This is a genomic window from Polynucleobacter sp. Adler-ghost (assembly GCF_018688495.1).
Taxonomy (GTDB): Bacteria; Pseudomonadota; Gammaproteobacteria; order Burkholderiales; family Burkholderiaceae; genus Polynucleobacter.
Map to the genome: position 1 here is coordinate 1960009 of NZ_CP061320.1, position 22131 is coordinate 1982139.

At 45.6% G+C, this 22131-nt stretch carries 27 protein-coding genes and 1 pseudogene; 6 read left to right on the forward strand and 22 right to left on the reverse strand.

The genetic code is table 11. The annotated features are described in order from the left end of the window. Positions 1–16: 16 nt before the first annotated feature. From ICV89_RS10145 to ICV89_RS10160, 4 genes are all read right to left on the reverse strand, one after another. Positions 17–148, reverse strand: a complete 132-nt coding sequence (locus tag ICV89_RS10145; protein WP_215308526.1) for a cytochrome oxidase small assembly protein — start codon at positions 146–148, stop codon at positions 17–19. Next, positions 132–1751, reverse strand: coding sequence for a cytochrome c oxidase subunit I (gene ctaD / locus ICV89_RS10150; RefSeq protein WP_215308527.1), 1620 nt, complete (start codon positions 1749–1751; stop codon positions 132–134). Before ctaD ends, ICV89_RS10145 begins: the two co-directional genes overlap by 17 nt. 44 nt (positions 1752–1795) lie before the next feature. Further along, entirely contained in the window at positions 1796–2953 is a 1158-nt protein-coding gene (gene coxB / locus ICV89_RS10155; protein ID WP_215308528.1) for a cytochrome c oxidase subunit II, read from the reverse strand. Between the two features lie 179 nt (positions 2954–3132). Further along, on the reverse strand, positions 3133–3936 hold the full coding sequence (locus tag ICV89_RS10160; protein WP_251370837.1) for a class I SAM-dependent methyltransferase: 804 nt from the start codon (positions 3934–3936) through the stop codon (positions 3133–3135). Between ICV89_RS10160 and ICV89_RS10165 the strand changes: the two genes are divergently transcribed. Together ICV89_RS10165 and trmL are read left to right on the forward strand one after the other, a co-directional pair. Continuing rightward, the gene (locus tag ICV89_RS10165) at positions 3936–4712 is read left to right on the forward strand and encodes a ComF family protein (protein ID WP_251370838.1); all 777 of its coding nucleotides are present in this window, start codon (positions 3936–3938) and stop codon (positions 4710–4712) included. The genes ICV89_RS10160 and ICV89_RS10165 overlap by 1 nt on opposite strands. Positions 4713–4727: 15 nt before the next feature. After that, positions 4728–5198, forward strand: a complete 471-nt coding sequence (gene trmL / locus ICV89_RS10170) for a tRNA (uridine(34)/cytosine(34)/5-carboxymethylaminomethyluridine(34)-2'-O)-methyltransferase TrmL (protein ID WP_215308529.1) — start codon at positions 4728–4730, stop codon at positions 5196–5198. A 4-nt stretch (positions 5199–5202) separates the two neighbouring features. On the opposite strand, the gene ICV89_RS10175 is transcribed toward trmL, so the two are convergent. From ICV89_RS10175 to ICV89_RS10190, 4 genes are read right to left on the reverse strand one after another with little or no spacing between them, the layout of a single operon-like run. Next, positions 5203–6225, reverse strand: a complete 1023-nt coding sequence (locus ICV89_RS10175; protein ID WP_215308530.1) for an NAD(P)H-dependent glycerol-3-phosphate dehydrogenase — start codon at positions 6223–6225, stop codon at positions 5203–5205. A 24-nt stretch (positions 6226–6249) separates the two neighbouring features. Then, entirely contained in the window at positions 6250–6771 is a 522-nt protein-coding gene (gene secB, locus ICV89_RS10180) for a protein-export chaperone SecB (RefSeq protein ID WP_215308531.1), read from the reverse strand. Between the two features lie 21 nt (positions 6772–6792). Beyond that, positions 6793–7047: a glutaredoxin 3 gene (grxC, locus tag ICV89_RS10185; protein ID WP_215308532.1), complete on the reverse strand. Its 255-nt coding sequence runs from the start codon at positions 7045–7047 to the stop codon at positions 6793–6795. Positions 7048–7064: 17 nt separating this feature from the next. Continuing rightward, a complete protein-coding gene (locus ICV89_RS10190; protein WP_215308533.1) occupies positions 7065–7478 on the reverse strand; it encodes a rhodanese-like domain-containing protein in 414 nt (137 codons plus the stop codon). A 22-nt stretch (positions 7479–7500) separates the two neighbouring features. Here ICV89_RS10190 and gpmA point away from each other — a divergent pair, with 22 nt between their 5' ends. Genes gpmA through ICV89_RS10205 form a run of 3 tightly spaced genes read left to right on the forward strand, consistent with a single transcriptional unit; the run spans position 7501 to position 10412 of the window. Continuing rightward, complete coding sequence (gene gpmA, locus ICV89_RS10195) at positions 7501–8190, forward strand: 2,3-diphosphoglycerate-dependent phosphoglycerate mutase (protein WP_215308534.1); 690 nt, start codon at positions 7501–7503, stop codon at positions 8188–8190. A gap of 14 nt (positions 8191–8204) precedes the next feature. Further along, positions 8205–9638 carry a S41 family peptidase gene (locus tag ICV89_RS10200; RefSeq protein WP_215308535.1) on the forward strand — a complete coding sequence of 478 codons (1434 nt, stop codon included), beginning with the start codon at positions 8205–8207 and terminating at the stop codon, positions 9636–9638. Between the two features lie 21 nt (positions 9639–9659). Beyond that, positions 9660–10412 carry a molybdopterin-synthase adenylyltransferase MoeB gene (locus ICV89_RS10205; RefSeq protein ID WP_215308536.1) on the forward strand — a complete coding sequence of 251 codons (753 nt, stop codon included), beginning with the start codon at positions 9660–9662 and terminating at the stop codon, positions 10410–10412. A gap of 4 nt (positions 10413–10416) precedes the next feature. Here the strand turns inward: ICV89_RS10205 and ptsP are convergent, their stop codons facing one another. The 8 genes from ptsP to ICV89_RS10245 all read right to left on the reverse strand — a co-directional run bounded on the left by ptsP (position 10417) and on the right by ICV89_RS10245 (position 17993). Further along, the gene (ptsP, locus tag ICV89_RS10210; RefSeq protein ID WP_215308537.1) at positions 10417–12168 is read right to left on the reverse strand and encodes a phosphoenolpyruvate--protein phosphotransferase; all 1752 of its coding nucleotides are present in this window, start codon (positions 12166–12168) and stop codon (positions 10417–10419) included. A gap of 2 nt (positions 12169–12170) precedes the next feature. Next, positions 12171–12440, reverse strand: coding sequence for an HPr family phosphocarrier protein (locus ICV89_RS10215; protein ID WP_015422104.1), 270 nt, complete (start codon positions 12438–12440; stop codon positions 12171–12173). An 8-nt stretch (positions 12441–12448) separates the two neighbouring features. Then, a complete protein-coding gene (locus tag ICV89_RS10220) occupies positions 12449–12883 on the reverse strand; it encodes a PTS sugar transporter subunit IIA (RefSeq protein ID WP_215308538.1) in 435 nt (144 codons plus the stop codon). A gap of 2 nt (positions 12884–12885) precedes the next feature. Then, positions 12886–13827 (reverse strand): glutathione synthase, encoded by a 942-nt coding sequence (gene gshB, locus ICV89_RS10225; RefSeq protein ID WP_215308539.1) that lies wholly within the window; start codon positions 13825–13827, stop codon positions 12886–12888. 17 nt (positions 13828–13844) lie between these two features. Then, positions 13845–15143 (reverse strand): glutamate--cysteine ligase, encoded by a 1299-nt coding sequence (gene gshA / locus ICV89_RS10230; protein WP_215308540.1) that lies wholly within the window; start codon positions 15141–15143, stop codon positions 13845–13847. A 106-nt stretch (positions 15144–15249) separates the two neighbouring features. Beyond that, positions 15250–16713, reverse strand: coding sequence for an ammonium transporter (locus tag ICV89_RS10235; protein ID WP_215308541.1), 1464 nt, complete (start codon positions 16711–16713; stop codon positions 15250–15252). A gap of 13 nt (positions 16714–16726) precedes the next feature. Next, positions 16727–17065, reverse strand: a complete 339-nt coding sequence (locus tag ICV89_RS10240; RefSeq protein ID WP_011903792.1) for a P-II family nitrogen regulator — start codon at positions 17063–17065, stop codon at positions 16727–16729. A 25-nt stretch (positions 17066–17090) separates the two neighbouring features. Next, positions 17091–17993, reverse strand: a complete 903-nt coding sequence (locus ICV89_RS10245) for a TorF family putative porin (protein WP_215308542.1) — start codon at positions 17991–17993, stop codon at positions 17091–17093. Between the two features lie 260 nt (positions 17994–18253). Here ICV89_RS10245 and ICV89_RS10250 point away from each other — a divergent pair, with 260 nt between their 5' ends. After that, a complete protein-coding gene (locus tag ICV89_RS10250; protein WP_215308543.1) occupies positions 18254–18508 on the forward strand; it encodes an accessory factor UbiK family protein in 255 nt (84 codons plus the stop codon). 22 nt (positions 18509–18530) lie between these two features. Here ICV89_RS10250 and ICV89_RS10255 read toward each other — a convergent pair whose 3' ends face one another. From ICV89_RS10255 to ICV89_RS10280, 6 genes and pseudogenes are all read right to left on the reverse strand, one after another. Then, positions 18531–19106, reverse strand: coding sequence for a hypothetical protein (locus ICV89_RS10255; protein WP_215308544.1), 576 nt, complete (start codon positions 19104–19106; stop codon positions 18531–18533). Positions 19107–19110: 4 nt separating this feature from the next. After that, a pseudogene (gene lipA, locus ICV89_RS10260) lies at positions 19111–20064 on the reverse strand (lipoyl synthase); the annotation flags it as partial. A gap of 62 nt (positions 20065–20126) precedes the next feature. Next, positions 20127–20771, reverse strand: coding sequence for a lipoyl(octanoyl) transferase LipB (gene lipB / locus ICV89_RS10265; RefSeq protein WP_215308546.1), 645 nt, complete (start codon positions 20769–20771; stop codon positions 20127–20129). Between the two features lie 9 nt (positions 20772–20780). After that, complete coding sequence (locus ICV89_RS10270; RefSeq protein WP_215305480.1) at positions 20781–21050, reverse strand: YbeD family protein; 270 nt, start codon at positions 21048–21050, stop codon at positions 20781–20783. 24 nt (positions 21051–21074) lie between these two features. Continuing rightward, positions 21075–21791: an alpha/beta hydrolase gene (locus ICV89_RS10275; protein WP_215308547.1), complete on the reverse strand. Its 717-nt coding sequence runs from the start codon at positions 21789–21791 to the stop codon at positions 21075–21077. A gap of 22 nt (positions 21792–21813) precedes the next feature. After that, a complete protein-coding gene (locus tag ICV89_RS10280; protein ID WP_215308548.1) occupies positions 21814–22122 on the reverse strand; it encodes a ferredoxin in 309 nt (102 codons plus the stop codon). Between the last annotated feature and the right edge of the window lie 9 nt (positions 22123–22131).

Here is a 22131-nt window from a genome sequence, read left to right on the forward strand (position 1 = left end):
GAGTATTCGGAGGGCTTTAAGCTAATAAGCCTCGTTTAATCAGGATGCCTAAAAAGAATACTAGAACAACACTGAAAAGAATAAAGCCCAATCTGCGATTACTGGCAGACTGGGATTTGTGTGCGGCTAGTTTAGATTCCTGCAGCATTTAACTCTGCAGTGCTTGGAGGCGTTTCAAATGTGTGGTGTGGTGCTGGTGATGGCACTGTCCATTCCAAACCTTTGGCACCATCCCATGGCTTCATTGAAGCTTTTACACCCTTGCCGCTATAAGCAGGCAGAACCACAAACAGCAAGAAGTAAACCTGAGACAAACCAAATCCGAGTGCGCCAATCGATGCGATCGTATTAAAGTCAGCAAACTGTGTTGGGTAGTCAGCATAACGACGTGGCATACCTGCTAAGCCCAGGAAGTGCATTGGGAAGAAAGTGACGTTAAAGAAAACCATGGAAGTCCAGAAATGGATCTTGCCACGAGTCTCATTAGCCATGTAGCCAGTCCACTTTGGACACCAGTAGTAGAAACCAGCGAACATTGCAAACAAGGAACCGGCTACTAAGACATAGTGGAAGTGAGCAACAACGTAATACGTATCTTGCAAGCCAATATCAATTGGGGCCATTGCCAAAATCAAACCGGTAAAACCACCCATAGTAAATACAAATATAAATCCAACTGACCACAACATCGGGGTTTCAAAGGTCATGGAACCTTTCCACATAGTTGCAACCCAGTTGAAAATCTTTACGCCTGTTGGAACAGCAATCAACATCGTGGCATACATAAAGAACAACTGACCAGTTACCGGCATACCAGTTGCAAACATATGGTGCGCCCAAACAATGAATGACAAGATCGCAATGGATGCGGTTGCATAAACCATTGAGCTATAACCAAACAATGTTTTTCTTGAGAATGCTGGAATGATTTCGCTCACGATTCCGAATGCTGGAAGAATCATGATGTAAACCTCTGGATGACCAAAGAACCAGAAAATATGCTGGAACATAATTGGATCACCACCGCCAACTGCAGAGAAGAAAGAAGTGCCAAAGTGGCGATCTGTCAAAACCATAGTGATCGCGCCTGCCAACACTGGCATAACAGCAATCAACAAGTAAGCAGTAATCAACCATGTCCAGCAGAACATTGGCATCTTCATTAAAGTCAAACCAGGAGCGCGCATGTTCAAAATAGTCACGATGATGTTGATCGAGCCCATGATTGAAGAAGCACCTAACAAGTGAAGTGCAAAGATGGCCATATCTAAACCTGGGCCCATCTGTGATGTGAGTGGAGCGTACAAAGTCCAACCACCAGCAGGAGCACCACCAGGAGCCAAGAATGAACCAAATAACAAGCAAGCAGCCACTGGCAAAATCCAGAAGCTAAAGTTGTTCATACGAGCGAACGCCATGTCAGATGCGCCGATTTGCAAAGGAATCATCCAGTTCGCAAATCCAACAAAGGCCGGCATGATGGCGCCGAACACCATCACCAGACCATGCATAGTGGTTAACTGGTTGAAAAACTCTGGGCGTAAAAACTGCAGGCCTGGCTGGAACAACTCCAAACGAATACCCAAAGCCATTACACCACCAGCTAGCAAGCTGATAAACGAGAAGATCAGGTACATCGTACCAATATCTTTATGGTTAGTTGCAAACAACCAACGGCGCCAGCCATGTGGCGTATGGTCATCATGCGCATGGTCGTGTGCGTGATCGTGGGTAGTTGAAATGGTGCTCATGGATTACTCCGGTTTAGTTTGATCTGTATAAATTCTTAAAATAATTACTTGCCAGCACGTGCAGAAACAATATCCTGGGTCTGAATCACTTCACCCGTTTTGTTGCTCCATGCATTACGGGTATAAGTCATCACTGCAGCAATATCGCCATCAGAAATCACGCCAGCCCACTTAGGCATTGCACCTTTGCCATTAATTAGGATGTTGTATTGAGCTGCTTTTGGCCCAAGCACCATCTTGCTGCCATCTAATGCTGGGAAGGCACCGGCACCTTTGCCGTTTGGCTGGTGGCATGCTGCGCAGTTAGCTGCGTAAACCTTGGCGCCACGCTCTTTCTGCTCATCCAAGGTGTAAACCTTAGATGGATCATCCGAAGCGGAACCCATTTCTTTTTTCTTCTCATCTACCCATTTGGTGTAGTCCTCTTGGGAGACGACTTTCACTACGATCGGCATAAAAGCATGTTGTGCGCCGCATAGCTCTGAACATTGACCACGGTAAGTGCCAATTTTTTCTGCACGAAACCAAGTGTCACGAACGAAACCAGGAATTGCATCCTGCTTCACGCCAAATGCTGGCACTGCCCAAGCATGGATCACATCATTCGCCGTTGTAATGATGCGAATCTTTTTACCCACTGGCACAACCATCTCGTTGTCCACCTCCATCAAATAGGTATTTGATTTCGGGGCAAGATTGTTAATGGACTCACGGGAAGTAGCCAAAGTAGACAAGAAACTAATTCCTTCGCCTTCACCTTTAATGTAGTCGTAACCCCATTTCCACTGATAACCAGTAGTCTTAATAGTGATATCAGAATTAGTGGTGTCTTTCATTGCCACAACTGTCTTGGTTGCTGGCAAAGCCATGCCAATCACGATCAGCAATGGAATCACTGTCCAAATAATCTCAACAGTGGTGCTCTCGTGAAATGACGCAGATTTGGCGCCCAATGATTTACGGTGCTTCAAGATTGAATAAAACATGACGCCGAAAACGCCAATAAATATCAAAGCGCAAATGACCAACATCATCCAATGCAACCAATGAATCTCTGCCATGATTTTTGTGGCTGGGGCAGTGAAATTCAGCTGATTTACTGCTGGACCACCCTGCATATCTTCAGCCGCACGTGCAAATGCAGTGCCAAAGGCTGCTACAAAATAGAGCGAAGCCCTAGTGACTTTTCCAAATAAATTCATCTTATTCTCTGTTTATTGTCGTGAGCTTCTGCAGAAATACGCCTCAGAAAGCCCAAAAAAACGGTATCAAGCAATTCAACTAGCGCTAATTATAGGGTTAATTAGGCCCAAGAACAAACCGGACTAACTATGCCACTCTCAATCTTGATAATGGTTTAAAAGATAGTGAACACTTACACTTAAGCAGAATCATTCCTAGTCTTGCGCCCGATTTGATTTAAACCAATATAAGCGACATCATCTTGTGCCTTGGCGAGGTTCTTACCCAAAGCCCAGGCATGCCCATAAACCACCTCTAAAGTCAGTTTTTGAGGCAATTGAGTAGCTATAGCGCTATTTTGGTAGTTGGCATCAAGCAAATTGAGAGCAATTGCGTCTGACAGAAGGACGCTGTCAGAGTTGTATTCCAATCCCAAGAACTCCATATCCATCACTGGGTCAGAAAAACGCTCACCCAGTAGGGCATCTCCCATATCGTGCATATCCCATGGGCTAGCCAATTTTTGAATGGGTAATTGTTGCGCCAAGAGTTCGGATCTGAGCTCTTTGGCAGTATCTGGGCCCAGGTAGCTAAATGTCAGTAATCCACCCTCTTTGAGTACTCGCCGGCACTCCTGCAAAAAATGCTTAGGGTCAACTAAATCTTGAATCAAGAGAACGCTCGCTACTAAATCTACGGAATTACTAGGAAGATTAATACGACCTGTTTTCTTGTAGTCATCGAGGGACACAACAGACGCTGACTTCATTCTTGAATTCCAAAAACGAGCCACTCTCAATTTAAATAAATTAAAACCCGATAGCTCCCATTCTGGGGCACTGTGAAATCGAACTCCTGGAAAGCGTTTTGTCAGAAACGAACTATGTACCCCAAGGAAATCTGGAATCAGCAAAATATCTTTTGGTTCTAATTTCACGATGTCTAATTTTTGCAACATGCGTGTTGCAATTTCATCCTGAAGCCATCTGATTGATTGGGTCATTGGCTCAGTATACTCAGCGACTCATGCATCCAATAGAGAATATTTTCCAAGTAATTTTTTCTCACCTATTACCAAGCGCATGCATTGTTTGCGGAGCATTTCAGCGACTCAATCTCTGCGTTAATTGCTTGGCCCAATTGGAAGCAGATCAGTTATCCAATTACGAATGCTGTCAGCAATGCGGCATTACTCTTGAAGTGAGTGAGCTGACAAAAAAACGTTGCCGAGAGTGCATCACCAATCCACCCTACTTTGATGAAACTCACTGTCTTGATCGCTACGAAGGTAAATTGCAGTCTGCCTTGCACCTGTTCAAATATCAGCGACGTCTTGCTTGCGGACATGGACTGACATCAGCATGGAATCAACTGATGGTTCAGGTCTTGAATGATTTACGGGCAGACTATTTACTACCAGTGCCATTGAGTCCAGAGAAATTGTGTGCTCGCGGCTTTAATCAAAGCTGGGAGTTGGCTAGGCGGATTGATTGTGACAAAGATATCCATAAAAACCCACACATCTTAAGACGACATCACCATACCCGGAATCAGGCTAAGGAAAATCGCACTAATCGTCAAATTGCTATTCAAGATATGTTTTATATCAACCCTCGATTTCAAGGGCAACTAGAATCCGCTACAGTCATTGTGTTTGACGATGTCATGACTAGTGGTGCAACCTTAAATGAAATCGCTCGCGTATTGAAGGACAATGGGGCATCTCATGTTACTAATTGGGTTCTTCTACGAACGCTGTATCCAGTCTCAAGAAGTTAATATAAAGCTAAACACATGTTTAATATCGTTTTGTTCGAACCAGAAATTCCACCCAACACGGGCAACATCATTCGCCTATGTGCAAACACAGGCGCAAAGCTTCATCTCATCGAGCCACTTGGCTTTCCGATGGAAGATGCAAAACTACGCAGAGCTGGCCTGGACTACCATGAGTTTGCTAAAGTCAAAGTGCATCAAAACTGGTTACGATTTCTAGCTGATGAACAGCCACAGCCTGAGCGTCTTTTTGCCTTAAGCACCAAGGGTTCCGGCAAGTTTCATGATGGCACGTATTTGCCTGGGGATTATTTTGTTTTTGGTTCAGAAACCAAAGGCATCACTGAAGAAGTCAGGGACTCAATTCCAAGCCCCAACCAAATGCGCTTAGCAATGCAAGATAGTAGTCGTAGCTTAAATCTCTCGAATACGGTGGCGATTGTGGTGTATGAGGCTTGGCGCCAAAACGGATTACTTGGCGGAAGTTAAAAAACTAAACTTCAAGCTTGGGATCGCGCCCCATCAGTTTTTTAACTGCTTCCTGTGGTGAAAGTTTTCCAGATAAGACTTCGCCCATCATGGTGGTAATTGGCATCTCAACACCCAAACGCGTAGCGAGATTCCCAACAGCTGAGGCGCATAAGACACCCTCAGCAACATGTCCTAAGTTATCCAAAATTTCAGGCAAGGGTTTTCCTGCTGCTAGTGCTAAACCAACACGGCGATTACGGGAGAGGTCTCCCGTAGCCGTCAAAATCAAATCGCCCACGCCAGTTAATCCCATACAGGTCTCTGGTCTGCCGCCGGCCACTTTTACTAAGCGCATCATTTCTGCAAGGCCGCGAGTTAATACTGCGGCACGTGCGTTTAAGCCAAGGTCTAAGCCATCGCCAATACCAGCCGCAATCGCTAAAACGTTTTTAATGGCGCCGCCTAGCTCGACACCAATCAAATCATCGCTGGCATAGATGCGCATATTGCCATGGTGGAAGGCACCCTGAACAATGTCACACAAGGTATTGGATTGACTAGCAACGGTTAATGCGCAAGGCATACCATTAGCAACTTCTTGGGCAAAACTAGGTCCTGATAGAGCGCCATAAGAATGACGTATGCCATGGCTGTGTAGTTGATCTTCGCGTTCCACTACTTGGTGTGGCAATAAGGTAGTACTGGGCTCCAGGCCCTTGCACAACCAAACAATATTGAGGGGATGTTTTGCAAGGCGCAATACCTGCGCCACTGTTTCTGATAAACCGGACATCGGGGTAGCAATTATCAAAAGATCATTTTCAGAAAGGCGTTCGATGGCCCGCTCAAAACTCACCTCCAATTGCAAACCCTTAGGCAAGACGACACTAGGTAAATAGGCCGTGTTTGCGCCTGAGTGCTGCATATCTTCAATTTGCTCAACGCTTCGAGACCATAGACAAACATCGCCCGGCTGAAGATATCGTGCAGCTTGCGCTGCCATAGCTGTGCCCCATGAGCCAGCTCCAAGCAGCGTCACTTTCATGATCTGTGGACTTTAAAAGCCAGCTTAGTGAGGAAGAATGATTTTGCTTTCATCGGCTGAGCTACTCTCCGTTGCAGCTCCTTGGGCAGCCTGCATCATGCGATGCTCGTACATACCGTGGAAATTAATCTCATTCAAATGGATTGGCTGGAAACCTGCACGACTGATGGTGTCGGCAATATTTGAGCGCAAATAAGGATACAAAATTGTTGGGCAAGCAATACCTAACATGGGATCAATTTGCTCTACAGGAATATTACTAAATTCAAAAATACCCGCTTGTTTTGCTTCAACTAAGAAGAGCGCTTTGCCCTCTACCTTAGCAGTGACCGTTGCAATTAATGCAACCTCAAAAATTTCATCGCCCAAGCGAGTAACTGCAACATCGACTTCAACCTCAACTTGAGGCTCGGCTGCAACTAATAAAATTTGCGGTGCGTGCGGTTGTTCGAGAGATAGATCCTTGAGGTAGATTCGTTGAATACGAAAGCCAGGCTCTTTTGAATTATCAGTAGTATCTGGGGTGGAAGTAGTTTGTTCAGTCATGGAAACTTTCTGAGTAAATTTTTAAGCTAGTAGCGGATCAAGTTGGCCAGCGCGATCTAAAGCAACTAGGTCGTCATAACCGCCAACATGAGTCTCACCAATATAAATCTGTGGCACTGTACGACGACCAGTGCGGGTCATCATGATCTCGCGCTGCGCAGGATCCCGATCAATCAGAATCTTCTCTAAATTGGCAACACCCTTCTTATGCAGAAGCTTCTCTGCCATAACGCAATATGGACACACTTGGGTGCTGTACATCGTGACTGGTGGCATATCTGAGACTCGCTAAATTATTTAACCAATGGCAAAGCTGCAGCTTGCCAGCCTTGAACCCCGCCATCTAGGACTGCAACTTCTGGGAACCCCAGCTTATTAAGCTCTGGGACCAGCTTGCGAGCGTTCGCACCAGACTCACAGACCAAAATGATGGGATTGTTACGATCTAGCTTGAGCTTGTCTATTCCAGATGGAATTTGCTCAGCCAAAATATGCTTTGATCCTGGTAAATGGCCAATCTTAAAATCGGATGCTGGACGCAAGTCCAAAACGACTGCTTTGCGACGATTGATCCAGATAGTCGCTTCGGTAGGCGATAAGCCTTTTCCGCTAATAAGCGTAGATAATGTAGGTAGGAAGAGCGCTGCGCCCGTAACTAGTAGGAGGGCAATAAGCGCTAAATTATCAATTTGTGTGAGAAAGTTCATCACCGGATTATAGAATGGCTCTATGAAACAACTTGTCCTTATTCGTCATGGCGAATCCGCCTGGAACCTTGAAAACCGATTTACTGGCTGGGCGGACGTTGACTTAACCCCCAAGGGGACTGAACAGGCCCTTGCTGCAGGTGAAAACCTCCGTAAAGCTGGCTATGAATTTGATGTGGCTTACACCTCAGTACTCAGAAGAGCCATTCGCACCCTATGGCATGTTCAAGACACCATGGACCTCATGTGGTTGCCAGTGGTACACAGTTGGAGACTGAACGAGCGTCACTATGGCGCCCTCACAGGTCTAAATAAAGCCGAAACTGCCCAACAGTACGGAGATGCGCAAGTTCATATTTGGCGTCGCTCCTATGATGTTCGCCCACCGCTCCTAGAAAAGGATGATGAGCGCAATCCTCAAAATGATCCACGTTACGCAAAACTGAGTAATTCCGACATTCCCTTGGGGGAGTGTCTTAAAGACAACGTCGAGCGTGTATTACCCCTTTGGAATGAATCAATCGCACCCGCCCTCAAAGCAGGTAAGCGCGTATTACTTGTCGCACACGGTAATAGCATTCGCTCTTTAATTAAGTATCTCGACCAGGTTTCTGATCAGGACATCATGGAAATCAATGTCCCTAATGGCATCCCGCTTGTTTACGAGCTTGATGACAATCTCAAACCTATTCAGCATTTTTATTTGGATTAAGGTAAAACAGAAATATGCGCGTATTTTTCAAGAACTTTGCCCTAGTCTCTGTCGGCCTCATCGCCGGGGTTGCAGCCACTATCCAGCTTTCAGCTACAGCTCAACAGGGCGCTACGCTCCCTTTGGATGAGTTGCGCACACTATCGAATGTCTTTGCGCAAATCAAGCGTGAGTATGTTGAACCAATCGAAGATAAACAACTGCTAACCGATGCAGTCAAGGGTATGGTGAGCAGCCTTGATCCTCACTCCACCTATCTTGATAAAAAAGACTTCTCTGAAATGCAAGAGCAAACCAGCGGTAAGTTTGCTGGACTTGGTATTGAAATCACCTCAGAAGATGGCGTTGTTAAAGTACTCAATCCAATTGAAGATAGTCCTGCAGCACGCGCTGGGCTCCAAGCTGGCGACCTCATTACTCGCTTGGACGATAAACCGGTTCGTGGCATGTCCTTAGATAAAGCAGTGCGCACCATGCGCGGCACACCTGGCACAAAAATTACTTTGACCGTCTTCCGTAAAAGTGAAGAGCGTAGCTTTCCGGTAACCATTACCCGTGCTGAAATTAAAGTGCAATCAGTCAAAGCCAAAATTTTGGATAACAGCATTGCCTGGGTCAGAGTAACGAGCTTTCAAGAACGTACCATTCCTGATCTTGCTAAGAAGTTAACTGAACTTGCAAATCAAGATCCTAAAATGAAGGGGATTATTCTTGATCTCAGAAACAATGGTGGTGGCTTACTACAGGGTGCAGTCGGTGTTGCTGCTGCTTTCTTGCCAGCGGATGCTGTCATCGTTTCCACCAAAGGGCAGACAGCTGACTCTAAGCAGGTCTTTAATGCGACACCAGCAATGTATCGCCTCAGTGAGCCTGGTGATCCTTTAGCTGGTGTACCAGCGATGTATAAAAAATTACCAATGGTAGTTTTAGTAAATGCTTATTCAGCATCAGCCTCTGAAATTGTGGCTGGCGCATTACAAGATTACAAACGTGCAACCATTATTGGTAAAACGACTTTCGGTAAAGGCTCGGTACAAACAGTCCGCCCCCTCACTAATGACTCAGCTTTGAAAATCACTACGGCGTATTACTACACACCAAGTGGCAAATCCATTCAAGCGTATGGCATCAAACCTGATATTGCAGTTGATCAAAATAAAGATGGCGATCCTGACGATGTATTGATCACTCGCGAGATCGACAGCGAGAAGCATTTGCGTAATAAGCAATCTTCGGAGGAAAAGCTAGCCTCCGAGCGAGAAAAACGTCGCTTAGAAGAGTTACAACGTATTGAAGAAAAAAATGCCAAGAAGACTCCAGAAGAGAAAGAAAAAGAAAAGTCTAAGAAGCCTGTCGAGCTTGGCAGTGCAGATGATTTTATGCTGACTCAGGCAGTCGCATTTATTAATGGTGAGCCTGTAAAACGCTCAGCCTCTAAGCTAGAGTAAGTTTTAGCATTAGGTCAATACATGAACGATGAGCAGCTGCTTCGCTACTCGAGGCATTTATTACTAGAAGAAATTGATGTTGCTGGCCAAGAAAAGTTGCTTGGCTCGCACATACTCATCATTGGTGCTGGTGGACTAGGTAGCGCAGCCGCACCTTATCTAGCTGCTGCTGGCGTAGGAGAGATAACGCTAGTTGATCACGACCAAGTCGAGCTCACTAATTTGCAGCGACAAATCATGCATACCCAGAACTCGATAGGTAAGACTAAGGTGGAATCTGGGAAACAATTTTTACAAAGTCTGAATCCCGCCCTCACGATCAATGCAATCTCAGAAAAGACTTCAGAAGATTTACTAAATACACTCTTGCCAGCAGTTCATCTCGTTTTAGATTGCACGGATAACTTTGCTACTCGCCAGCTGATCAATCAAGCCTGCTTTATCCATAAGACTCCACTCGTCTCTGGTTCTGCCCTCAAATTTGATGGTCAACTCAATGTCTTTGATTTTCGCAGTGAGGCATCCCCCTGCTACGCCTGCCTTTTCTCTCCGGAAGAACAGTTTGAAGAAGTCAGCTGCGCTAGTATGGGCATCTTTTCCCCTCTCGTTGGCATTATTGGCGCAATGCAAGCGGCCCAAGCTCTTCAGGTATTGATTGGCTTTGGTCAGACTCTCGTTGGAAGAATGTTGCTGTGGAATGCCATGAATACTCAGATTGATGAGATTCGCATTGCTCGTAATCCCGCCTGTAAAGTGTGCGGCTCCCAACACTAAGGAATTAAGAGAGCAAATACTCCAATGCTTTAGTCTGCTCTTCAGGCTCATAAGCACGAAGTACCCTAGGGGCACGCGCTTTTAATAGACCTACATTTGCTTTTAATATCTCACGCTTGACTAACAATAGTTGACTGAAATGCATAGAGAAATCAGTCAGCCCGAGGGCAAGTAATAGTTTTGTTAATGTAGGGTCGCCAGCCATCTCCCCGCAAACGGCAACCGGCACATCAGCGCGCTTGGCTTGATCGATGATGCTAGACAGCAAATTCAGAATTGCAGGGTGTAAAGGGTCGTATAAGTGTGCGACTGCATGATCTGCGCGATCAATTGCCAAAGTGTACTGAATTAAATCATTCGTACCAATAGAAAGAAAATCAAATCGATTGATAAACAACGGTAGCATCAGGGCGGCTGCCGGAATTTCAATCATTGCGCCAACTTGAATATTGGGATTGAATGCCTGACCACGCTGATGTAATTGTTGCTTTGCTTTTTCAATTAACCTCAATGTTTCATCGATTTCTTTGGCATGAGCCAGCATCGGAATCATGATGCGTGCCTGACCATGAGCCGATGCGCGCAAAATTGCCCTGAGTTGCGTCAAAAAGATTTCAGGCTCTGTCAAAGACCAGCGAATCGCTCGTAACCCAAGCGGTGATGCACCAGTTTGAGAAATATCACCACCTCCACCTAGGGCCTTATCGGCGCCAACATCAATGGTTCTAATATTGACGGGTAATCCATGCATTAAATCGACTACGCGACGATATTCTTCGTACTGCCGCTCTTCGTCAGGCAAGGCTTGCTTGCGATCCATAAATAAAAATTCAGAGCGGAATAAACCAACACCTACAGCACCCAACTTTACCGCCTGAATGGCATCTTCGGGCAATTCAATATTGGCAAATAACTCAATCTCGACACGATCAGTTGTTTCTGTCTTAGAATGTTTTAACTGCCTTAGCTTGCGGGCCTCTTTTAATGCTTGGGCTTGTAGCTTGCGATACTCGGCAAGGAGTTGTTCATCGGGCGCAACAACGACAACCCCATGCTCTCCATCTAATATCAACCAATCGCCATGCCGAATCATTTCACTAGCATGTCGCACACCGACTACAGCCGGAATTTCCATACTACGCGCAACAATAGCGGTATGAGAGGTTTTACCGCCAAGGTCAGTTACAAATCCTGTAAAGGCATGGTCTTTGAAACGCAACATGTCATGAGGAGCGATATCGTGAGCAACAATAATGGACTCAACGCCAATATCGGTCGCAGGCAAAAAATCAGCATCACGTAGAGAGTTCTTTTTCTGGGCATTCAAAGCCTTGACTACACGCTCTGCTACCTGACGAATATCGTTGGCACGCTCTTTTAAATAGGCATCCTCAATATCTGCAAACTGCTCTAAAAGATCATTCAGTTCGGTTGTTAAAGCCCAAGCAGCATTTAACCTCTGAGTGCGAATTAATTTAATAGGCTTCTGCGCTAAAGCTGGATCTGCCAGAATCATGCTGTGGACATCTAAGAATGCAGCCATTTCTTGTGGCGCGTCTTTAGGCAAGCCTTGACGCAATTGCTCCAATTCTTGGCGCACCTGCTCAAAAGCATCTAATAATTTTTGAGCCTCATCCTCTTCTTTACCTGCTTCAACTAAGTAATGACTAACCTCTAATGCAGCACGTGATATCAGTACAGCCTTCCCAATAGCAATTCCCTTGGAGACTGCAATTCCGTGCAAAGCAAAAGTCATCCTTATTCGCCCTCACCAAATCGATCATTGATCAATGCAGTTAAAGCCTGCATTGCCTCATCTTCTTTTTCCCCAACAGTTTCTAGAGTGACCGTACTTCCAATCCCAGCGGCCAGCATCATGACACCCATAATGCTCTTGGCGTTGATTTGACGACCATTGCGAGATAAGAAGATTTCACAAGGAAACTCAGCAGCAAGCTGGGATAACTTGGCTGATGCTCGAGCATGTAAGCCCAACTTATTAATTATTTCGATTTCAGCAACAGGCATCGGGAATCCTATTTCTCTGTAGTGGCTTGAGGGGCTTTAGAACCTAAACGCAGAATGCCATTTTGACCGCCCTGAAGCGCTTTATGGGCCAACTCTTCTAAGCCCTCGCCGCGATGAGAAATACACCGCATCAGCATAGGCAAATTGAGTCCCGCTAAAACAATTACGGGGGCATTCAGGCCCGACAGCGGGCCTAGGGCTTCAAGCTTAGATGCCACATTGGCCGGAGTGGCACCCATCACATCAGTCAAAATTAAAACGCCCTGACCCGTATTAACTCCATAGGCTGCTTTTAAGACCCGGTCGAAACTGACTTTGATATCTTCGTAGGGTGGAACGTCGACAGCCCTCACTCTCTCCGGCATCACACCGAAAGCATGCTCAGCAAATCCAAGCATCGCACTTGCTACTGGGGTGTGGGCAACTATGACGATTCCAACCATGTTTATGCCAATGCCTTTTCAAGCGCGGTTAACCAAAATTTTGGGACATCAAATCCACTTTGCTCAGTAATTTCTACAAAACAAGTTGGGCTTGTCACATTAATTTCTGTGACATATGCACCAATTAAATCTAATCCTACCAAGAATAAGCCACGGGCATTCAAAATGGGGGCCAAACGCTCCGCAACTTTTCTCTCAGCATCCGTCAGAGGCATTGATACGCCCTTACCCCCAGCAGCCAAATTACCTCGGATTTCACTACCCTGTGGGATGCGAGCTAGAGAAAATGGCACCACCTCACCACCGATTAGTAATACCCGTTTATCACCTTGCATAATCTCCGGCAAAAATCTTTGTACCATCAAAGTACGTGCGCCATTCTCGCCAAGGGTCTCAACAATACTTGCCAGATTGAGGCCATCTGGCCCAACACGAAACACACCCATACCACCCATGCCATCAAGGGGCTTAATCACAATATCTTGATACTCTTGATGAAACACTTCAATCGCACTGAGTTCGCGCGTTACTAAAGTTGGCGGAATGAGTTCCGGAAACTCAGTGATCGATATCTTTTCGGAATGATCCCGAATAGCAGTTGGGTTATTAAATACTTTCGCACCCTGACGAACAGCAGCAGACAGTAGCCAGGTGGTATTAAGATATTCAATATCAAATGGCGGGTCAGTGCGCATCATGACTGCGTTAAAGGTATTTAGTGGGCGCTCTTCTACAGCGCCTAATTCAAACCATGTTGTACCGCTTGGTTTGATATCGAGAGAGGAGCAATCTGCCACTACAAAATCATTTCTCCAGAGGATATTGCGACTTTCGCAAAACCAAAGTTGATGCCCTGCTTCTTGCGCAACTCGCATCATTGCTAAGGTGGAATCTTTACTAACCTTAAAAGACTCCAAAGGATCCGCTATGAAAAGCAGGTTCATGTCAACATCCGAATAGATTAAGCAGATTCAGCATTCGGATCAGAGCGCTCTAACTCTAGAGAGGCCGCCAGCAGGGCTAGACGAGCGACGACGCCATATAGATAAAAACGATTTGGCGGTGCACTGCCAGGCTTTGCGCCCAGATCTGGGATAGAGTTTTGCTCAAATGCTAAAGGTACAAAATGCATCCCTGGAGCATTCAAATTTTCATCAGGGCCGCGGTCAGTATGCACTCGATAGAAGCCACCAATCACATAGCGATCAATCATGTACACCACCGGCTCTGCAACAGCTTCATTGACCTTCTCAAAGGTATAGACACCTTCCTGAATCAATACATCACTTACCTCAAGACCTTCTTTTACAACACTCATCTTATTGCGGTCTTTGCGGTTCAGGTCTTTGAGCTGGGCCGGATCATTTACCACCATCACACCCATGCCATATGTACCAGCATCTGCTTTGACAACTACGTATGGTTTTTCTTTAATCCCGTACTCACGGTACTTCTTGGCAGTCTTCTTAAGAACTTTCTCGACAGCAGTCTGCAATTCTTCTTCACTCTTACGCTCATGGAAGTTCACATCAGAGCAGCTTGCAAAATAAGGATTGATCATCCAGGGATCAATATCAACTACCTTTGCAAACTTTTTAGCGACCTCATCGTAAGCAGCAAAGTGTTTCGACTTACGGCGGACGTGCCAGCCAGCATGCAGACCCGGCAAGAGATACTGCTCATGCAGATTTTCTAAGATCGGAGGAATGCCTGCTGATAAATCATTGTTCAGCAAAATTGAGCAAGGATCGAAATCCTTTAACCCAAGGCGTTGCTTCTTCAGACCCAAACGAGATAAAGGCTCCATCAAGAGACGATTGCCATCAGGCAGATCAATCCAAGTTGGCTTTTTAATTTCATCAGACAAGGTGCCTAGGCGGACATTAAGTCCAGCTTGACGCAGGATCGAAGATAAACGCGCAATATTCTGTAAGTAGAAAGTATTGCGAGTGTGTCGCTCAGGTATCAATAGTAAATTTTTTGCCTCAGGGCAAATCTTCTCGATTGCCGCCATTGCCGCCTGCACCGCTAAAGGCAACATTTGGGGTGATAGGTTGTTAAAACCACCCGGGAAGAGGTTGGTATCAACTGGTGCAAGCTTAAAGCCGGCGTTACGTAAGTCAACTGAGCAGTAAAACGGCGGGGTGTGCTCTTGCCACTCAAGCCTAAACCAGCGCTCAATCGTTGGGGTTGCTTCTAATACCTTTGACTCAAGATCGAGAAGGGGGCCGCTTAGGGCAGTGATGAGATGTGGAACCATTTCACCATTGTAAGATTTTTTAAAAGAAAGACGCGGAATCCGAGGATCCCGCGCTTAAAAACCGGGCAGCTAACTAAAGCCGCCCAGTGAGGGGTAAAAAAGCTAATTAAGACTCGTAAGCGGACTCACCGTGGGAGCTGATATCCAAACCTTCGCGCTCTTCATCTTCCTTAACGCGCAGGCCAACCACCATATCAACCAATTTGAAGGCGATATAAGAAACTACGCCAGACCAAATTAAGGTCACGATCACGCCTTGGCTCTGAATCCACAATTGGCTAGCGATAGAGTAATCAGGGGCTGCAGCATTCGCTACATAATCCCAAATGCCTGTTCCACCTAAAGCTGGGTCTGCGAACACACCAGTTAACAAAGCGCCCAAGATACCGCCAACGCCGTGCACACCGAATACGTCCAAGCTGTCATCTGAACCCAAAAGCTTCTTGAGACCAGAAACACCCCACAAGCAGATAACGCCAGCAGCCGCACCGATTACGAGCGCACCCATTGGGCCAACGAAACCTGCAGCTGGGGTAATTGCCACTAAACCTGCTACGCAACCAGATGCACCACCCAACATGGAAGGCTTACCTTTGTGAACCCACTCAGCAACTGACCAGCTCAATACTGCTGCAGCGGTTGCCAATAATGTGTTTACGAATGCCAAGGCTGCACTGCCGTTTGCTTCGAGAGCAGAGCCAGCATTGAAACCAAACCAACCGAACCACAATAGTGAAGCACCAATCATCACGAACACTAAGTTGTGTGGCTTCATTGCTTCTTTGCCGTAACCCAAACGTTTACCGATCACGAATGAACCTACCAAACCTGCGATCGCAGCATTGATGTGGACAACGGTACCACCAGCAAAGTCTAGAACACCCTTCTGCCACAGCCAACCAGCACGCGCTGTGATTGCCTCAAGCGATGCAGCATCTTTGATGTCATCAGGACCAGGCCAGAACCAAACCATATGAGCGATTGGTATGTAGCTGAAAGTGAACCAAAGAATGACAAACAACACAATTGCAGAAAACTTTGCGCGCTCGGCAAATGAACCAATGATCAAGCAGCAAGTAATCGTTGCAAATGCAGCTTGGAAGGCCATAAATACATACTCAGGAATCACAATGCCTTTGCTAAATGTTGCGGCAACTGAATCTGGAGTAATACCTTGCAAGAACAAACGATCAAGTCCACCAATGAATGCGCCACCTTCAGTAAATGCAAAGCTGTATCCATAAAGGGACCACAACACTGTGATCAATGCAAATACAAACATACACTGTACGAGTACAGAGAGAATGTTCTTACTGCGTGTCAAGCCGCCATAAAACAAAGCCAAACCAGGCAATGTCATCAAGATTACTAGTGCTGTACACACCAATAACCAAGCTGTATCACCCTTGTTAGGAACTAATGCAGGAGCAGCAGCAACTGCAGCCGCAGCCGCAGCGGCAACTGGCTTAGCCTCATCAGCAAAAGCCGGTGAAGCTACCATCACGCTAGTTGCGCCAATAGCCAAGGCCATTGCGCTTCCAGCTAGGAGTCGTTTCATCCAAGTTAACATTTTGAACCTCTCTTTAAAGTGCTGACGCGCCGGTTTCACCGGTACGAATGCGAATGACGTGTTCAACTGGGGAGACAAAAATCTTACCGTCGCCAATTTTTCCAGTACGAGCAGATTTTTCAATTGCTTCAATCGCTCGCTCCAAGATGCCATCTTCAACAGCAGCTTCAATTTTTACCTTCGGCAAAAAGTCAACTACATACTCAGCACCGCGATACAACTCAGTGTGACCCTTTTGACGACCAAAGCCTTTAACTTCAGTGACTGTGATGCCCGAAACTCCCACTTCCGAGAGAGCTTCGCGCACTTCGTCAAGCTTGAAGGGCTTGATGATTGCGGTAATTAATTTCATATGTTTCTCCGTTCAGAGGAAGGAATTAGAAAGTTTTTGTTAAGGAAATTAAACCGCCAGCTTTTCCAGCATTAGCATTTTGTGGCGTTGCATAAATTGGGGTGCCCGAGATACTTTTGGCATTTGTACCAACATAGGCAATAGCACCAGATAAACCGCCTCCAAAATCTTTAGTTAAACCAAGTTTCCAGTCTGCATAACTAAAATTATAGTTCCCAGAGTTATTCGTAACCTTCTGATAGCCTGCATGGCCGTTTAATGTAATACCATAAAAGCCTGTATCGTGATTAATTGTCAAATCAGGATACATAGAACCTGTGCTGTTATATATTCCAAAAAGTGGTGTTAATGCATACGACAATTTTATAAAACCTGTTGTTGGGCCGAATGTAAAGTTCTGTGCCGCATAAAGTTCTGTAGTGTTTGGATTCACACCAGCAGATTGACGTGATCCTGCGGCACTTAATGTTGCAGTATTTGATGCAGCTGATGCTCTAGCATTCAATCCCATGCCTGGCAATCCAGATGTAGGATAAAAGTACTGCAAGACTCCAACATCGCTTGCAAAGCCTTCGCCGATAAATTCTTTCTTAAAGCCAGCGTAAAAATCCATTTCTACCTGCGAGGAAACTGTAGCTTTGTTAGGATATCCAGAAGCACCATAACCATCACTAATCCAGCTGATAGAACTATTCCAGTTACCAATATAAAAGCCACTCTCATGAGCGTAATCAAATCCACCTTGGATGGCTGGCTTAAAGTTTGACTGAGTTAGACCGCGATAACGGTAGTCATTCACCACTGTTACGTTGGCTGTAATAGGGCTGGCTTCTGGAGCCTCAGCTGCAGGAGCTGTCTGTGCAAATGCTGCTGTTGCGAATAAGCCAGAAGCTGCAAGAGCGATGGCTGACTTTTGAATCGTTTTCATATGAAACTCCTTAGTGGTCATAAAAAAGGGATAGATGCTTTATTGCATGAAGAGATCATGAAGGCTGGGAGGCTAATGGATTTGTCACAATTCACCTAAATAAGGCTTATGCACAATTTTGGTGCTTAGATATGCACTATTTTCGTTCATTTAGGTGCATATGCAGCATTTTTTAGTTGGTTTCGCCTGTTTTTAGCCCAACAACTTAAAATACCCTCTGTATCTTTTAAGCAAATTTCAATAGAACGGCGGTCAGCATTATGCAAAAACCAGGTGAAATCCTAGAACAAATCCAGCGTATTGCTAGCGATATGCAGAACAAGGTTGGTGATGCCATTCGTAATTCACCAGCGCAAGAGATTGAAAAGAATGTGCGCGCCATGATGAATCAAGGTTTTCAGAAAATGGACTTGGTTACTCGCGAAGAGTTTGAGTTGCAATCTAAAGTTTTAGCAAAGACTAGAGAAAAGTTAGAGACTCTCGAGGCTAAGGTAGCTGCCCTAGAAAAGTCTTAATCAGAATTTTTTCATCTGGAAACTATTCCGGATGAAACTCATCAAAGAAACTTGAGTACGCGTCTTCAGAGAAAAACGTTTTGGCATCTACTCGTGCTGGTGCAGTATGCAAAACCGAAATCTGATAAATCCAAGCCCCGTTGTCTGGTGTCACTCTGGTGATCCAACGAACCCGCATTGACTGCTCTACCCTGCCCGAAGATTTAAATTCTAAAAAATAATCTTTAGTGGCGGCACGCTGTTTATTTGCAGTCCGATAAAGCGCATCAACACTAACGGCACTCCCCAGAGTTACATTTGCGCGATTCAATAAGTTACCTTGCACCTGCTCTAATAAATTAGGCGCTAGGCTAGCTTGCTCTTGACTCAAACGAATCGAACTCACCGAATAAATATCATCCTCAATTTTGACTGCTTCCAAGGTTTGTGGAATTTCTTGACTTTGATATGGCAGTCGTCGCTCAATCTTTTCAGGCTTACCAGGAAAGAGAGCACTGTAACCCTCTTGTGGAGACTGCACTGTCCGCCAATCTAATTTAGGACTACAAGCCGAAAGTAGAAATGCAAGCGCCAGCACTACAACAAACTTTTGCAGCATAAGTTTAGACAACACCTGCACTGTGTGCTTGTTGGTCAGCATGGTAGCTAGAGCGCACCATCGCGCCTACGGCAGCATGTGAGAAGCCCATGGCATAAGCCGCTTCCTCAAATTGCTTAAACACATCTGGATGGACATAGCGCTGCACTGGGAGATGGTGACCAGACGGCGCTAGGTACTGACCAATCGTCAGCATATCGATATTGTGCTCACGCATATCACGCATCACCGCCAAGATCTCTTCATCCGTCTCGCCCAACCCCACCATCAAACCACTTTTGGTTGGAATATGTGGAAAGCGCTCCTTAAAGTCTTTCAACAACTTCAATGAATGTGCGTAGTCTGCGCCAGGACGCGCTTGTTTATACAAACGCGGTACGGTTTCTAGATTGTGATTCATGACATCAGGTAGGCCTTTTGGCGCATGCTCAGAAAAAATATCTAAAGCCTTATCTAAGCGGCCACGAAAATCTGGTACCAACACTTCAATACGCGTATTCGGGGAGAGATCGCGTGACTGAGAAATGCAGTCCACATAATGCATCGCGCCACCATCACGTAAATCATCACGATCTACACTAGTAATCACCACATAATTTAATTTTAGAGCAGCAATCGTGCGCGCTAAATTACTCGGCTCTTTTGTATCTAGTGGATCTGGTCTACCATGACCTACATCACAAAATGGGCAGCGACGTGTACATTTATCACCCATGACCATGAAGGTAGCTGTGCCTTTACCAAAGCACTCACCAATATTGGGGCAACTTGCTTCTTCGCAAACGGTGACTAACTCATTTTCTCGAAGAATCTTTTTAATCTCAGAAAAGCGAGAATTTCCAGAAGCAGCTTTTACTCGAATCCAATCGGGCTTTTTGAGCACTTGCTCCAAGGGAATAATCTTGATTGGAATACGTGCAGTCTTCTCGCTCGACTTCTGCTTGCGCGAGGCGTCGTAGTTAAGATCCTGTCGACTATTGCTACTAGTGACAGTGGAATCGAGATCCGGCTTATTGGTGGTCATGATGAAATCAGTTGCTTTTGCAAATGCCCCAAAAGGGTTTGGCTAATAATGTCTATATTGTCCTTGATCCCAAGAGTTTCCATATCGATCGTCTTTAAGCCCTCATAACCACATGGGTGAATTCGGGCAAAAGCAGCTAAATCGGTCGATACATTTAGAGCAAGTCCATGATAAGAGCACCCTTTGGAGACCTTGAGACCTAGGGCGGCAATCTTGGCACCTCGATACCCTGCCTGTATTGAATCCTCCTGAGCAAGATAAATACCAGGTGCGCCAGCATGTCTTTCTGCCTGAATAGCAAAATCTGCCAATGTATCAATTAAAGCCTGCTCAATTCGGTTGACAAGCTCTTTTACAAAAATGCCCAAACGCCTCAGATCGAGCAGTAAATACACCACGATTTGTCCAGGTCCGTGATACGTGATCTCACCGCCACGATCAACCTGCACTAATGGGATTTGATTGCTGGGAGAATGCAAGTTGCTCGCATCTCCCGCTAAACCCAAAGTAAAAACTGGGGGATGCTCAAGAATCCAAATTTCATCTGGGGTATCGCCATCTCGCTGCTGCGTAAAATCTCGCATCGCTTGATAAGTTGACTCGTATTCAGCTATCCCTAAATGTTTTACTAAAAAACTCATGCGGATAATTTAGAGGACAACACTAACCAAGGGATGCGTCGATAAAGTACGGTACAACTCATCTAACTGCTCTCGACTAGTAGCAGTGATTGGCAATGTAATACCTAGGTAATTTCCATCTTTAGAGGGTCGCTGCTCAACCTTGCTCTCATCGAACGTGGGGTCAAATTGGCGGGCAATGTGCAAGATTGCGGGCAAGTATTCTGGATTGGCTTTGCCCATTACCTTAATCGGAAACTCTGATGGGTATTCAATGAGGGATTTTTTATCTTCAGTCATATTCTTTTAACTTTTCTATTAACTCTATTGATTGCGATGATCAGGCATACCCAACCAAGCGCTAGTAATGATGTTACGTATGCAATGTAAACGTCGGTGGAAAAAATGATCGGCACCTGGTACCACTTGTACTGTTAACTCTTGAGGGCGCGCCCAATCTAAGACATCGATCAAAGGAATAGTTTCATCCACCTCACCATGAATCAAAATCGTATCAGCAGGCACAGGCGCTAAGACCCATTTTCCAGCCGCACTACCCACCATGACGAGCCGCTCAGCTGCGCGCCCTAGCTCTGCCAAGCGCTGCACTAAATGGGTTCCAACGAAGCTGCCAAATGAAAATCCAGAAACCAATAAAGGCAAAGTATTGGCAGTCTGTACCCATGCCTGTTGCGCAGTCGCCTCAAATTGATTCCAGCTTGAAGGTGTGCGCATCCAATCAGTGACGTGTAGTAGGTCTTCCATCTCACCAATGCCATCATCATGTACACCGGCAGTAGCCCCTACTCCGCGAAAATTAGGACGCACACTAACGTACCCCAATTGATTAAAAGCACGTGCCATGGTTTGCGCCACTTTGTTATCCATCGTTCCGCCCATCAGTGGGTGTGGATGCGCAACTAACGCTAAACCTCTCACCAAAAAATCGGGATTATTTTTTAATTCATCTGGTAGATCAATCGACATTTCGATTTGACCCACAATGCCATCAATCTGAATTATTTTTGTACGACTGTTCATGAGGAAACTTTCTGAAATCTTTTTAAGCTAACTGCAGACGCTCTACTGGGCGTCCTTGCATTAAGTGTGACTGGATGATTTCCTCCACATCTTCAGTATCAATAAATGTGTACCAAATGCCCTCTGGATAAATGACTGCCACCGGGCCATCGGCACAACGGTCTAAACATCCTGCTTTATTAATGCGAATTTTTCCCGGGCCAGATAAGCCCAACTCTTTGACGCGCTTTTTTGCGTACTCAAAAAGAGCAAAAGCATTATGACGATCGCAACAATCTTCGCCATTACTGCGCTGGTTTAGGCAGAAAAAAACATGGTGCTTAAAACTCATATGTCATCT